General features: G+C 72.3%; 11 protein-coding genes. 7 read left to right on the forward strand and 4 right to left on the reverse strand.

Translation table 11 applies throughout. The features are described 5' to 3' along the window. Nucleotides 1–13: 13 nt before the first annotated feature. The 4 genes from dusB to BUE44_RS05075 all read left to right on the forward strand — a co-directional run bounded on the left by dusB (nt 14) and on the right by BUE44_RS05075 (nt 6,116). Nucleotides 14–1,177, forward strand: a complete 1,164-nt coding sequence (dusB, locus tag BUE44_RS05060; RefSeq protein ID WP_073494568.1) for a tRNA dihydrouridine synthase DusB — start codon at nt 14–16, stop codon at nt 1,175–1,177. A 452-nt stretch (nt 1,178–1,629) separates the two neighbouring features. Beyond that, nucleotides 1,630–4,341, forward strand: coding sequence for a pyruvate, phosphate dikinase (gene ppdK, locus BUE44_RS05065; RefSeq protein ID WP_073494130.1), 2,712 nt, complete (start codon nt 1,630–1,632; stop codon nt 4,339–4,341). A 281-nt stretch (nt 4,342–4,622) separates the two neighbouring features. After that, nucleotides 4,623–5,147: a hypothetical protein gene (locus BUE44_RS05070; RefSeq protein WP_073494132.1), complete on the forward strand. Its 525-nt coding sequence runs from the start codon at nt 4,623–4,625 to the stop codon at nt 5,145–5,147. Nucleotides 5,148–5,366: 219 nt separating this feature from the next. Further along, nucleotides 5,367–6,116 carry a nitroreductase/quinone reductase family protein gene (locus BUE44_RS05075; protein ID WP_159450229.1) on the forward strand — a complete coding sequence of 250 codons (750 nt, stop codon included), beginning with the start codon at nt 5,367–5,369 and terminating at the stop codon, nt 6,114–6,116. Here the strand turns inward: BUE44_RS05075 and BUE44_RS05080 are convergent. Continuing rightward, complete coding sequence (locus BUE44_RS05080) at nt 6,103–6,795, reverse strand: DUF4230 domain-containing protein (protein WP_073494136.1); 693 nt, start codon at nt 6,793–6,795, stop codon at nt 6,103–6,105. The genes BUE44_RS05075 and BUE44_RS05080 overlap by 14 nt on opposite strands. Nucleotides 6,796–7,138: 343 nt before the next feature. Between BUE44_RS05080 and BUE44_RS05085 the strand changes: the two genes are divergently transcribed. Further along, a complete protein-coding gene (locus BUE44_RS05085) occupies nt 7,139–8,224 on the forward strand; it encodes a LacI family DNA-binding transcriptional regulator (protein ID WP_079189493.1) in 1,086 nt (361 codons plus the stop codon). A gap of 69 nt (nt 8,225–8,293) precedes the next feature. On the opposite strand, the gene nirD is transcribed toward BUE44_RS05085, so the two are convergent. Beyond that, on the reverse strand, nt 8,294–8,659 hold the full coding sequence (gene nirD, locus BUE44_RS05090; protein ID WP_073494138.1) for a nitrite reductase small subunit NirD: 366 nt from the start codon (nt 8,657–8,659) through the stop codon (nt 8,294–8,296). Continuing rightward, a complete protein-coding gene (gene nirB, locus BUE44_RS05095) occupies nt 8,656–11,250 on the reverse strand; it encodes a nitrite reductase large subunit NirB (RefSeq protein WP_073494140.1) in 2,595 nt (864 codons plus the stop codon). The genes nirD and nirB overlap by 4 nt, the downstream gene beginning before the upstream one ends. 206 nt (nt 11,251–11,456) lie before the next feature. Between nirB and BUE44_RS05100 the strand changes: the two genes are divergently transcribed. Further along, nucleotides 11,457–12,053, forward strand: a complete 597-nt coding sequence (locus BUE44_RS05100) for a cysteine hydrolase family protein (protein ID WP_073494142.1) — start codon at nt 11,457–11,459, stop codon at nt 12,051–12,053. Next, a complete protein-coding gene (locus tag BUE44_RS05105; protein ID WP_073494144.1) occupies nt 12,050–12,973 on the forward strand; it encodes a GlxA family transcriptional regulator in 924 nt (307 codons plus the stop codon). Before BUE44_RS05100 ends, BUE44_RS05105 begins: the two co-directional genes overlap by 4 nt. Here the strand turns inward: BUE44_RS05105 and BUE44_RS05110 are convergent. Then, nucleotides 12,957–13,442, reverse strand: coding sequence for an OsmC family protein (locus BUE44_RS05110; protein ID WP_073494146.1), 486 nt, complete (start codon nt 13,440–13,442; stop codon nt 12,957–12,959). The two genes, BUE44_RS05105 and BUE44_RS05110, sit on opposite strands and share 17 nt — an antisense overlap. Between the last annotated feature and the right edge of the window lie 14 nt (nt 13,443–13,456).

A 13,456-nucleotide genomic window follows, 5' to 3' on the forward strand; every position in this document is an offset into this window, starting at 1 on the left:
GACAATGGTCGGCATGACCGCTGACGCCACCCTGGCCCCGCCCGTGCCCGACGCACTCCGTATCGGCCCGCACACCGTGCAGCCGCCGGTCGTGCTCGCGCCGATGGCCGGGATCACCAACGCGCCCTTCCGCACGCTGTGCCGGGAGTTCAGCGGCGGCAAGGGGCTGTTCGTCAGCGAGATGATCACCACCCGCGCCCTGGTCGAGCGCAACGAGAAGACGATGCACCTCATCCACTTCGACGCCGCCGAGACCCCGCGCTCCATCCAGCTCTACGGCGTCGACCCGGTGATCGTCGGCAAGGCCGTGCGGATGATCGTGGACGAGGACCTCGCCGACCACATCGACCTCAACTTCGGCTGCCCGGTCCCGAAGGTCACCCGCAAGGGCGGTGGCTCCGCGCTGCCGTACAAGCGCAACCTGCTGCGCTCGATCCTGCGCGAGGCCGTCGGCAACGCCGGGGACCTGCCGGTCACCATCAAGATGCGCAAGGGCATCGACGACGACCACCTGACGTATCTGGACGCCGGGCGGATCGCCGTCGAGGAGGGCGTCACCGCGGTCGCCCTGCACGGCCGCACCGCCGCCCAGCACTACGGCGGCACCGCCGACTGGGATGCCATCGCCCGCCTGAAGGAGCACGTCCCCGAGATCCCCGTGCTCGGCAACGGCGACATCTGGAGCGCGCAGGACGCCCAGCGGATGATGCGGGCCACCGGCTGCGACGGCGTGGTCGTCGGGCGCGGCTGCCTGGGCCGCCCCTGGCTCTTCGGCGACCTCGTCGCCGCGTTCGAGTCCCCGGGGTCCGCCCCCGCCGCCCCGGACTTCGGCCGGGTGGCCGCCGTGATGCGGCGGCACGCCGAGCTGCTCGGCCGCTGGCTCGGCGACGAGACCCGCGGGGTCGTCGACTTCCGCAAGCACGTGCCCTGGTACACCAAGGGCTTCGCGGTCGGCTCCGACGCGCGCCGCGCCCTGGCGACGGCCTCGTCCCTGGCGGAGCTGGACGAGCAGCTCGCCTCGCTCGACCTGACCCAGCCCTGGCCCGCGCACGCCGACGGCCCCCGCGGCCGTACGGCTGCCGGCAAGCGCGTGGTCCTGCCGGACGGCTGGCTGGCCGACCCCTACGACTGCGCCACCCCGTCGGACGACGCCGAGTCCGACACGTCCGGCGGCTGAACGTCCGCCGCGCGCAGCCGGGCGACTCCCCGTCCGCCGCCTGGCTGCGGCGCCGCCCGATGAGGTCGTTCAGGCGGGGCGGGGCCACGTCCGGGAGGTGAGACCGCGGACGTGATTCGTACCACGCCTGATGTAGTACGCGCTCAAATGAGCGCACGTATGAGCGCGTAAAGTCTCGAATGCATGGCACTCAGTGCCACGCCCCTGCTCTGCACAGGGTCGCGCCATCCGTCACTCACCGTGACATCGCGCGCCCGGAAGCTCGCGCAGCGAAACCGTGCGTTCGGGCCGTGAACGCGGCGTGAAGCCGCGGAAAGCGGCCTCTGACATTCGATACCTCGGCAGACGAGCGGTAAAGCCCGTGTGTCGGGGTGATGGACGCACTGCGGAGCCTTGGAGATGGGTACGCTCCCCGCCGTCAGGGCAACCCGGTCGCGAGGAGTCGAGGCCCAGTGTCGGCACGGCAGAAGCAGCAGAAATTCGTCTACGACTTCACTGAGGGCAACAAAGACCTCAAGGATCTGCTCGGCGGGAAGGGTGCGAACCTCGCCGAGATGACCAACCTCGGGCTTCCGGTCCCTCCCGGATTCACCATCACCACCGAGGCGTGCAGGGTGTATCTGGAGTCCGGCGCGGAGCCCGCCGCGCTGCGCGACGAGGTGAGTGCGCACCTCGAAGCGCTGGAGAAGCGGATGGGCAAGCGGCTCGGGCAGGCCGACGACCCGCTGCTGGTGTCGGTGCGGTCGGGGGCGAAGTTCTCGATGCCCGGCATGATGGACACCGTCCTGAACATCGGGCTGTCCGACGCCTCGGTGGCCGGGCTCGCGGCCCAGGCGGACAACGAGCGCTTCGCGTGGGACTCCTACCGCCGCCTCGTGCAGATGTTCGGCAAGACCGTGATGGACGTCGACGGCGACCTCTTCGAGGAGGCGATGGAGGCGGCCAAGCGGGCCAAGGGCGCCGACAGCGACCTCGGCCTGGACGCGGGCGACCTCAAGCAACTGGTCGCGGACTTCCAGCAGATCGTGCTCAAGGAGACCGGCCGGGAGTTCCCGCAGGAGCCGCGCGAGCAGATGGACCTGGCGGTGCGGGCGGTGTTCGACTCGTGGAACACCGAGCGGGCCAAGCTGTACCGCCGCCAGGAGCGTATCCCCGGCGACCTGGGCACCGCCGTCACCGTGTGCTCGATGGTCTTCGGCAACCTCGGCCCCGACTCCGGCACGGGCGTGGCCTTCACGCGCGACCCGGCCAGCGGCGCGCAGGGCACGTACGGCGACTACCTGCAGAACGCGCAGGGCGAGGACGTCGTCGCCGGCATCCGCAACACCGTGCCGCTCGCCGAGCTCGAAGGCATCGACAAGACGTCCTACGACCAGCTGATGTCGATCATGCAGACGCTGGAGACGCACTACCGGGACCTGTGCGACATCGAGTTCACCATCGAGCGCGGGCACCTGTGGATGCTGCAGACCCGGGTCGGCAAGCGGACCGCGGCGGCGGCCTTCCGTATCGCCACGCAGCTGGTCGACCAGGGGCTGATCGACGAGGCGGAGGCCCTGCAGCGGGTCACCGGGGCGCAGCTCAGCCAGCTGATGTTCCCGCGCTTCGAGGACACCGTCGCCGACAGCGGCCAGGTCAAGCGGATCGGCTGGGGCATCGCGGCCTCGCCGGGCGCCGCGGTCGGCAAGGCGGTCTTCGACTCCTACACCGCGGTGAAGTGGTCGCGCTCGGGCGAGCAGGTCATCCTGATCCGCCGGGAGACCAACCCCGACGACCTCAACGGCATGATCGCCGCCGAGGGCATCCTCACCTCGCGCGGCGGCAAGACCTCGCACGCGGCCGTCGTCGCCCGCGGTATGGGCAAGACCTGCGTGTGCGGGGCGGAGGAGCTGGAGGTCGACACCAAGCGGCGCAGGCTCACCGCACCCGGTGGCGTGGTGATAGAGGAGGGCGACCTCATCTCGATCGACGGCTCCACCGGCAAGATCTACCTCGGCGAGGTGCCGGTCGTCCCGTCCCCGGTCGTCGAGTACTTCGAGGGCCGGATGCACGCGGGCGCCGACGAGGCGGACGGCCTGGTGCAGGCCGTGCACCGGGTGATGGCGTACGCCGACCGGGTGCGCAGGCTCCAGGTGCGCGCCAACGCCGACAACGCCGAGGACGCCGCGCGGGCCCGCCGCTTCGGGGCGCAGGGCATCGGCCTGTGCAGGACCGAGCACATGTTCCTCGGCGAGCGGCGCGAGATGGTCGAGCGGCTGGTCCTGGCCGACACCGACACCGAGCGGGAGGAAGCGCTGGGCGCGCTGCTGCCGCTGCAGAAGGCCGACTTCATCGAGCTGTTCGAGGCGATGGACGGCCTGCCGGTGACCGTACGGCTGCTCGACCCGCCGCTGCACGAGTTCCTGCCCGACATCACCGAGCTGTCGGTACGGGTCGCGCTCGCCGAGTCCCGCAAGGACGCCAACGAGAACGACCTGCGGCTGCTCCAGGCCGTGCACAAGCTGCACGAGCAGAACCCGATGCTGGGCCTGCGCGGCGTCCGACTCGGCCTGGTCATCCCCGGGCTGTTCGCGATGCAGGTACGGGCCATCGCCGAGGCCGTCGCGCACCGCAAGGCGGCCAAGTGCGACCCGCGGGCCGAGATCATGATCCCGCTGGTCGGCACCGTCCAGGAGCTGGAGATCGTCCGCGAGGAGGCCGACCGGGTCATCGCCGACGTCGAGGCGGCCACCGGCACCCGGCTGAAGCTGGCCATCGGCACGATGATCGAACTGCCCCGCGCCGCCCTGACCGCGGGCCAGATCGCCGAGGCCGCCGAGTTCTTCTCCTTCGGCACCAACGACCTCACCCAGACCGTCTGGGGCTTCTCCCGCGACGACGTCGAGGCGTCGTTCTTCACCGCGTATCTGGAGAAGGGCATCTTCGGCGTGTCACCGTTCGAGACCATCGACAAGGACGGCGTCGGCTCCCTGGTCCGCAGCGCCGTGGAAGCCGGCCGCGCCACCCGCCCCGACCTCAAACTCGGCATCTGCGGCGAGCACGGCGGCGACCCGGAGTCCGTCCACTTCTTCCACGAGGTCGGCCTGGACTACGTCTCCTGCTCGCCCTTCCGCATCCCCGTCGCCCGCCTGGAGGCCGGCCGCGCGGCGGCCAAACCCCACTGACCCCCCGACCGGGCCGGCCCGGTCCACCGCCGGCGGCCCCTTGCCCTGGGGGCCGAACCCTCACCGCCCGGCGGACCGACCGGCCCTTCCCCGCCGGGGGCGACGCTTCGTGCGGAGGCGCCGCCCCCGGCATTTCGCTGCGCCCCCGGCCGGGACCGCGACGGGATGGCGTACACCGTCCCGTGGTGCCATGGCCGCCGGATGACGGGTGCCCGGTTGAGGCGCGGACGTGGCCGGGAGGCCCTCTGGCCGTGGTGGGGAGGAGTTGCGACACTCGGCGGATGGGGGACAGCAGTTGGTGGGTCGGAGTGCTCACCGCGGTGACCGCGCTGGGTGCGAGTTGGGTCACGAGCCGGGGGAACGCGAACGGGGCCCGGGTGCAGGCGGAGGTCGCCGCTCATACCAAGGAAGTGGCTGACGCCAGGGACAGGCGGCGGGAGGCGTACAAGGATCTCAGCGCGCAGGTGAACGCGCTGTCCGAGGTCCTCTGGAGGATGGAAGTGGTCGATCAGTCGTCCTCGACCGCCACCCGTACGACGATCGTCGGCGAGATGCAGGCCGCCTCACGCGAGGCGGTCAGCCGCGTCACCAAGGCCAGCAGGGACGTGCTGCTCGAAGGTCCCGCCGACGTCGCCGAGCGGGCTCGCGAGCTGCGACGGCTGGCCGTCAACACGCATCTGCTGCTGATCCGGTTGGTCGACGGGACGGACGAGCTGAGAGCCGACTACAACCGGGCCTATCGGCTCTTCCGCGACCACCACATCCGGTTCATCGAGGCCGCGCGCAACGCGCTCGAAGTGAGATGAGCCTCAGCCGCGCGAGCGGTCACCCGTCGGACAGGCCGGACTCGTACGCGGCCAGGGTGGCGACGAACAGGCGGCGTTCCGCGGGGGTGAGGGGGGGCCAGGGCCTGGCGCCAGGCGGTGGCACCGCGGGCGAGCCAACCGTCGATCGCGGGGCGGTGGGCGGGGGCGATGGTGACGATCGTGCGGCGCCGGTCGGCGGGGTCGGGGGTGCGGTCGAGGATGCCCTGGCGGCCGAGGTCGCTGACCATCAGGCTGACCGTGGCGGGGGCGACGTCGGGCTGCGCGCGAGAGGACGGCCTGCTGCTGGTGTTCGGGTCGAACGCCGGCGCTGACCGGCACCCCGGCTGGTACCACAACCTGCTCGCCCACCCCGGGGTCGAGGTCGAGATCGGCGACGGGAGCGGGGGAGTGCGGACGTTCGCCGCCCGGGCGCGGCCGCTGGAAGGTGCCGAGCGGGACGAGGCGTACGCCCGGCAGGCGGCGCGGGTGCCCGCGTACGGCGACTACCAGCGGGCGACCGGCCGGGTGATCCCGGTGGTCGCCCTCCATCCGCTGGACCTGGCCACACCCGACGCCGCGCGCAACCGGGCCATCGTCCACCAGCTGGTCACCGTGCACGCCGCCCTGCGGGCCCAGCTGGCGGACCTGCGCGGCGGCGGGCCGGCCGCCGCCGACCTCGCCGTGCACTGCCTGGCCTTCTGCGACGCGCTGGGCTCCCACCACGCCACCGAGGACGCCGTCCTGCCCGCCTTCGACGCCGCCTTCCCCGAGCTGGCCCCGGTCCTGGCCCGGCTGCGGGCCGAGGACCGCGAGGTCGCCCGGGGGCTCGCTGAGCTGCGCCCGCTGCTGACCGGGCCGGACGTGCCCGGCGAGGACGTACGGCGGCGTCTCGACGCCCTCGCCGGCGAGATGGAGCGGCACTTCGCTTACGAGGAGGCGCACCTGCTCCCCGCGCTCACCCCTTCGTAGCCGACGGGGTCGCGCTCGCCTTGCCCGAGGGGGACGGCGTCGCGGTGGGCGGCGGGCCGAAGGTCACCGTGACCGAGGTGAAGCCCAGCGAGGTCAGCAGCCCCTGGAGCATCGTCCGGGTGTTCGTCTCGGCGCGGGCGGTGAGTTCCGTCTGCTTGGCGGCGTCCTGGATCTTCTGCGCGGCCAGCTCGTTGAGCTGCTGCACGTTGCCGGTGTCGCTGCCGAAGAAGTCGCCGACCCGGTCGAAGAAGCCGCGCGACTGGGAGACGACGTAGGAGTGCTTGGTGTCCAGTGCGGTCCGCTCCAACGCCGCGTGCGGCAGCCGCAGGGAGGCGGTCTTGCGGTCGTCGGAGACCGTCACCGCGCCCTCCTTGATCGTGCCGAGGTCGACGTACGCGTCGACGCTCCCGGCGCCGACGTAGAGGGTGCGCTTGCCGCGCACGACGTCGGGCAGGTACTTGGCGTCCTTGTCGAGGTCCACGACGACCTCGAAGTTGCCGCTCGCGCCCTCGAAGCGGTTCATGTCCTGGATGGACTTCAGCAGCACCGGGCCGCTGCGGTCCTTGGTCGTCTCGGCGAACGGATTGGGCAGGCCGGGCAGCCAGTTCGCCTTGCCCAGCAGGACGAACAGCAGGCCGAGGACGACGACTCCGATGATGGTCCGGACCCACCAGGGCATCCGGCTTACTGTGTATTGCGTGGCCATGACACACCTCCTCACCCGTTCGACTACCCGGGTAGGGCGGTGTGATGGCTCCTGGGCGCCTCCCAATATCCGGCCGGGCGGACGGAGATGGGACGGCGGGGCCGTCGGTTCCGGCTCCGCGGGCCGGTGGATCAGTGGCCGCGGCGGCGCGGCAGGACCGAGGTCGTCACCGGGGGTTCGATGATCACGGGAGCTGTCGCCCGCGAGAATTTCCGAATAATTCGAGATGTTTTCCGAATCTTTATGGGCTCCATGAAGACAATCGACACCGCCGGGGCGCGGACGGACGGCAACCGGCCGGGCTACGATCGCTGCCATGAGTGCCACGATTCCCCAGCCTTCGCACGATGACCAGTCGGGAACCGCCGGCGAGGGCGCGGCGACGCTCGCCGAGATCGCCCGGGCCGCCGGGGTCTCGGCTCCGACTGTTTCGAAAGTGCTCAACGGCCGCGGCGACGTCGCCCCCGCCACCCGCAGCCGGGTCGAGGACCTGCTGCGCCGGCACGGCTACCAGCGCCGCCGCGGCAGCATGCAGCCCGCGCCGCTGCTCGACCTGGTCTTCCACGAGCTGGAGAGCTCCTGGGCGATGGAGGTGATCAGGGGCGTCGAGCGGGTGGCCGGGCAGGAGGGCCTCAGCGTGGTGCTGTCGGAGTCCGCGGGCCGGCTGAGCCCCGGCCAGACCTGGGTGGACGGGGTGCTCGCCCGCCGGCCGACCGGCGTGATCCTGGTGCTGTCCGGGCTCGACCCGGCACAGCGCGCCCAGCTGATCAGCCGCGACATACCGTTCGTGGTGCTCGACCCGGCCGGCGACCCCGGCGAGGACGTGCCGGCGATCGGCGCGACCAACTGGCAGGGCGGCCTGGCCGCCACCCGCCACCTGCTGGACCTCGGCCACACAAGGATCGGCGTGCTCGGCGGCCCGGCGGGCATGATGTGCAGCCGGGCCAGGATCGACGGCTACCGCGCCGCGCTGGAGACCGCCGGGGTGCGCTACGACCCCGACCTCGTCGTGTCGGGCAACTTCCACCACGAGGCGGGCTATACGGCGGGCCTGGAACTGCTGCGCAGGCCGGACCGCCCCACCGCCGTCTTCACCGGCAACGACCTCCAGGCCCTCGGACTGTACGAGGCCGCCCGCGAGCTGGGCCTGTCGATCCCGCGCGACCTGAGCGTGGTCGGCTTCGACGACCTGCCGCTCGCCACCTGGATCAGCCCGCCGCTGACCACCGTGCGGCAGCCGCTGACCGAGATGGCCGAGGCGGCGGCCCGGCTGGTGCTCGACCTCAGCCGCGGCCGGGAGCCCAGCACCCTGCGGGTGGACCTGGCGACGCGGCTGGTGGAGCGCAGCAGCACGGCGCCGCCGGCCGGCGCTTCCGGGGACGCCGCGGCCGGGAGCGAGTGACGCGGGGCGCCGCCACCAGGATCGGGATGACGTTCGAAACATTCGGCGGTCATTCCGATCGGCGGCGCCTCAGGACCGCGACACCCGCACCGGGTAGCTGGCCACCGCCACCGAGTCGTCGTCCAGGCAGTGCCCGTCCGCGAGGTCGAAGCGCTGCTTGAGCAGCGGCGAGGCCACGTAGGCGCGGTCCTGGAGAGTGCCGAGCAGCCCGTGGCTGAGCACCCCCGCGCCGGTGAAGGGGTCCACATTGCCGATCGCGTAGAGCCGCCCGGCCCGGTCGCGGAAGAGCGCGGCCTGCCGCCCGTCGGGCAGCAGAGCGGCCACCCCGCGGCCCGGCAGCAGCTCTTCGGCCGCGCACACCGCCAACCAGCCTTCGGCGGTGCGCAGTTCGACCGTCCCGGTGAGCGGGAGGGTGGGGGAGATCACGTTGCTCATGCGGTCACCGTTTCCGTCAGGGTGAGCAGGATCGGCTCGGGCTTGATCTGGCCGCGCTCGGGAACGAACCGGACGGTCGGGTCCGGGGTGTCGGGCGCGTTGACGAAGGACACGAAACGGCTCAGCCGCTCCGGGTCGTTGATGGTGTCCGCCCACTCGTCGCGGTAGCCGGCGACATGCGCGGCCATCAGGGCTTCCAGTTCCCCGCAGATGCCCAGCGAGTCGTGGACGACGACATCGCGGACGTGGTCCAGGCCGCCCGCGATGCGCTGCAGCCACACGCTGGTGCGCTCCAGCGGCTCCGCGGTGCGGATGTAGAACATCAGGAAGCGGTCGATGAGCCGCACCAGTTCGGCGTCGGAGAGGTCCTGCGCCAGCAGGTCGGCATGCCGCGGGGTGGCGCCGCCGTTGCCGCCGACGTAGAGATTCCAGCCGTTGGCGGTCGCGATCACCCCGAAGTCCTTGCTCTGCGCCTCCGCGCACTCCCGGGCGCAGCCGGAGACCGCCGACTTGAGCTTGTGCGGCGAGCGCAGGCCCCGGTAGCGCAGCTCCAGGTCGATCGCCATCCTCACGCTGTCCTGCACGCCGTAGCGGCACCACGTCTGCCCCACGCAGGACTTCACCGTCCGCAGCGCCTTGCCGTAGGCGTGCCCCGACTCGAAGCCGGCGTCGACCAGTCGGGTCCAGATCAGCGGCAGCTGCTCCACCCGGGCGCCGAACAGGTCGATGCGCTGGCCGCCGGTGATCTTCGTGTAGAGGCCGAAGTCGCGGGCCACCTCGCCGATCACGATCAGCCGCTCGGGGGTGATCTCACCGCCGGGGATGCGCGGCACGATCGAATACGAGCCGTTCTTCTGCATGTTGGCCAGGAAGTGGTCGTTGGTGTCCTGCAACGCCGCCTGCTCGCCGTCCAGTACGTGCACGCTCGCACCGACCGTGGCGGCCAGTGAGGCCAGGATCGAGGCGACGGCGGGCTTGCAGACCTCGCAGCCGTCGGTGCCGCGCGCGCCCTCCCGGCCGTGGCCGTCGAGCAGGTCGCGGTAGGAGGAGATCCGCAGCGCGAGGACCACCTCGTACAGCTCGGCCCTGGTCTGCGCGAAGTGCGGGCACAGGCCCTTGTCCACCATGACGCCGTTCGCCTCCAGCTCGGCGGTCACCAGCTGGCCCAGCACCTTCACGCAACTGCCGCACCCCGTACCGGCCTTGGTGCACTTCTTCACCTCGGGCACGGTGCCGCAGCCGTGGTCGGTGACCGCGCCGCGGATGGCGCCCTTGGTCACGTTGTGGCAGCTGCACATCACCGCCTCGTCGGGCAGCGCGGTCGGGCCGAGCGTGACGGGGGCGCCCGCGCCCGCCGGCAGCACCAGGTGCTCGGGCGCCACCGGCGGCACCGAACCCGTCAACGGCCGCAGCACGCCGTACGATTCGACGTCGCCGACCAGGACGCCGCCCAGCAGCGTCCCGTCCGCGCCCACCACCAGCTTGCGGTAGACGCCCGACCTGGCGTCGGAGTAGCGCACGTCCAGGCAGCCGTCGGTGGTGCCGTGCGCGTCGCCGAAGCTCGCCACGTCCACGCCCAGCAGCTTGAGCTTGGTCGACAGGTCGGCGCCCGTGAAGGCGCCCGCTTCGCCCGCGATGGTCCTCGCCGCGGTCTCGGCCATCTCGTTGCCGGGCGCCACCAGGCCGTAGACCCGGCCGTCGCAGGCCAGCGCGCACTCGCCGATCGCGAAGACCGAGGCGTCCGCCGTACGGCACTGCTCGTCCACCACGATCCCGCCGCGCTCGCCGACCGGCAGCCCGCAGGCCCGCGCCAGGTCGTCCCGCGGCCGCACCCCGGCGGAGAAGACCACCATGCCGGCAGGCAGCACCGAGCCGTCCGACAGCGCCATCCCGCTGACCCGTCCGTCGTCGCCGACGGTGATCTCCGAGGTGCCGACGCCGGTGTGCACGCTCACGCCGAGACCCTCGACGCTCCGCCGCAGCGCCTGGCCGCCGCCCTCGTCGACCTGCACCGGCATCAGCCGCGGTGCGAACTCCACGACGTGCGTGTCGAGCCCGAGCCCCTTGAGCGCGCCCGCCGCCTCAAGTCCCAGCAGCCCGCCGCCGACCACCGCGCCGCTGCTCACGCCCCGCGCGTACGCCTCGATCGCCAGCAGGTCCTCGATGGTGCGGTAGACGAAGCAGCCCGCCGCGTCCCTGCCCGGCACCGGCGGCACGAACGGGTACGAGCCGGTGGCCAGCACCAGCGTGTCGTAGACCACGGTGAGGCCGGAACGGGCCGTCACCGTACGGGACTCGCGGTCCACGGACACCGCCGGGTCGCCCACGTGCAGCTCGATGCCGTGCCGTGCCATGAAGCCGTCCTCGGCCATCGAGAGGTCCTCGGGACTGGCGTTCTCGGAGAAGTACGACGTCAGGTGCACCCGGTCGTACGCCGGGCGCGGCTCCTCGCACAGCACGACCACCCGCGCCCGCCCGGTCACCCCGCGGTCGGCGAGGGCTTCGAGGAAGCGCTGGCCGACCATCCCGTGGCCGATGAGCACGATCGTGTCGTCCCTGGTGTTGCGGCTCGCAGCCGTGGTGACAGCCATGCCCAAACCTCCGTCGTCGGCCATGGCACGAGCCTGCGCGGCGGCTGTTTCCCACCCGCATCCCCGCCATTACCCGGAAGGAACGGTGCGCTCATCCGGGGCCGCGCCGGACTGTGAGCCGGGTCCCTCGGGCCTGACCGGATCGTTCCGCACCGGGTCATGATCGTGCCTGGCGGGCCCCGCCGCCGACCGAGCAGGATTCCCCCATGACCCTCGCCTCGCACACCGCGCTCATCGTCATCGACGTCCAGGAGTCCTTCCGCCGGCGGGAGAGCTGGCAGGCCGTCTCCGACCCCGACGTGGCCGGCAAGGTCGCCCGGCTGGTCGACCACGCCAGGCTGCACGGCGACCTGGTGGTGTGGGTGCTGCACGCCGAGCCCGGCTCCGGCACCGTCTTCGACCCGGCGAACGGGCACGTGCGGCTGATGGACGGGCTCGCCCCGGCGCCCGGCGAACCGGTGCTCACCAAGACCTCGCACAACGCCTTCACCACCACCAACCTCCAGCAGATCCTCACCGAGCGCGGCATCCGCGCCCTGGTCACCTGCGGCATCCGCACCGAGCAGTGCGTCGAGACCACCACCCGGCTGGCCTCCGACCTCGGCTACGACGTCACCTTCGCCGTCGACGCCACCGCCACCGAGCCCATCGCCCACCGCGACGCGCCCGCGGACCGCCCACTCGCCGAGGTGCTCGCCGACCCGCGTACGCTGCTGCCCGCCGAGATCATCGCCCGTACCGAATATGCGCTGGCGGGTCGCTTCGCCACCGTCGCAACCGTCAAGGAGCTGACCGGATCGTGACCCGGGTGGTCTTCCTGCTCGTCCCGCAGCTGCATCTGCTCGACCTCGCGGGACCGGCCCAGGTGTTCTCCACCGCGGCCGACCACGGCCTCGGTCACACGCTGCACTACACGGCCGAGCAGGAGGACGTGCCCACCGCGCAGGGCATCACCCTGCGCGCCGACCCGGTGCTGCCCGCGCTCACCGCCGGCGACCTGGTCGTCGTCCCCGGCTGGCGCTCGCACACCCTGCGCGACAACGGTGCGCTGGCCGCCGCCACCCTGGACTGGCTGCGCGCCCACCACGCCGACGGCGGCACGGTGGCCAGTGTCTGCGCCGGGGCCGACGCGCTGGGCCGCGCCGGGCTGCTCGACGGCCGCCGCTGCACCACCCACCACGACGTCCAGGACGAACTCGCCCGCCGCTACCCGCGGGCCACCGTCGTCCGCGACGTCCTCTACGTCGTCGACGGCCGCGTCGTCACCTCCGCGGGCATCGCCAGCGGCATCGACCTCGCCCTCCACCTGGTCGCCGTCCGCCACGGACCGGCCGCCGCGGCCCGCGTCGCCCGCGAGATGGTCGTCTACGCCCGCCGCAACGGCGACGAGCAGCAGACCAGCGCGATGCTCCGGCATCGGGCCCACGTCAGCGACGCCGTGCACCGCGCGCAGGACCTCATCGACTCCCACTACGGCTCCCGCCTCGCCCTGACCGACTTGGCCACCGTCACCGGCTTGAGCGAGCGCACCCTGACCCGCCGCTTCACCGCCGCCACCGGCCTCACGCCGCTGCGCTACCAGCAGGAACTGCGGATCGAGCGGGCCGAGCACCTGATCGGCCACGGCACGACGGTGGAGGCCGCGGCGAGGGCGGTGGGCTTCCAGGACGCCAGGATGCTGCGCAGGCTGCGGGCCCGCACGGTGCTCAGCCCAGGGGCCTGACGGTCACCGTCGGGGCGTGGCGGACGGGGAAGTTGACCGAGCTGGCGATGAAGCACAGGCGGTGGGCGTCCGCGTGGAGCGCCGTCGCCTTCTCCACCGTCGCCTCGTCGGCGACCTCCACCACCGGGCTGAGCAGGGCGTCGGTGAAGTGGCCGCCGCCGTCCGGGGTCTGGGTCATCGTGCCGGCGGCCTGGTCGGTGTACGCGGTCACCGTCACGCCGTTGACCGCGCACAGGTGGAGGTAGGCCAGCATGTGGCACTCCGACAGGGCCGCCAGCAGCAGCAGTTCGGGATTCCAGCGGGAGGCGTCACCGCGGAAGGCCGGGTCCGAGGACCCGAGCAGGACCGGGACGCCGGGGGCCGAGACCTCGTGGGCGCGCTCGTAGGCACGGTACGTGCTGGTGCCGGAGCCCAGGTTGCCGGTCCACCGCAGGCCGGTGCGGTAGGTGTGGGTGTTCGCTGACGCCATGGGGGCGGGTCCTT

It is taken from the genome of Actinacidiphila paucisporea (assembly GCF_900142575.1).
GTDB classification, from domain to species: Bacteria; Actinomycetota; Actinomycetes; order Streptomycetales; family Streptomycetaceae; genus Actinacidiphila; species Actinacidiphila paucisporea.

Excerpts from the sequence above, each read along its gene's own strand:
- dusB (WP_073494568.1), top strand. The coding sequence starts at position 14 with ATGACCGCTGACGCCACCCTGGCCCCGCCCGTGCCCGACGCACTCCGT.
- BUE44_RS05070 (WP_073494132.1), top strand. The coding sequence starts at position 4,623 with ATGGGGGACAGCAGTTGGTGGGTCGGAGTGCTCACCGCGGTGACCGCG.
- BUE44_RS05075 (WP_159450229.1), top strand. The coding sequence starts at position 5,367 with ATGCCCTGGCGGCCGAGGTCGCTGACCATCAGGCTGACCGTGGCGGGG.
- BUE44_RS05080 (WP_073494136.1), bottom strand. The coding sequence starts at position 6,795 with ATGCCCTGGTGGGTCCGGACCATCATCGGAGTCGTCGTCCTCGGCCTG.
- BUE44_RS05085 (WP_079189493.1), top strand. The coding sequence starts at position 7,139 with ATGAGTGCCACGATTCCCCAGCCTTCGCACGATGACCAGTCGGGAACC.
- nirD (WP_073494138.1), bottom strand. The coding sequence starts at position 8,659 with ATGAGCAACGTGATCTCCCCCACCCTCCCGCTCACCGGGACGGTCGAA.
- nirB (WP_073494140.1), bottom strand. The coding sequence starts at position 11,250 with ATGGCTGTCACCACGGCTGCGAGCCGCAACACCAGGGACGACACGATC.
- BUE44_RS05100 (WP_073494142.1), top strand. The coding sequence starts at position 11,457 with ATGACCCTCGCCTCGCACACCGCGCTCATCGTCATCGACGTCCAGGAG.
- BUE44_RS05110 (WP_073494146.1), bottom strand. The coding sequence starts at position 13,442 with ATGGCGTCAGCGAACACCCACACCTACCGCACCGGCCTGCGGTGGACC.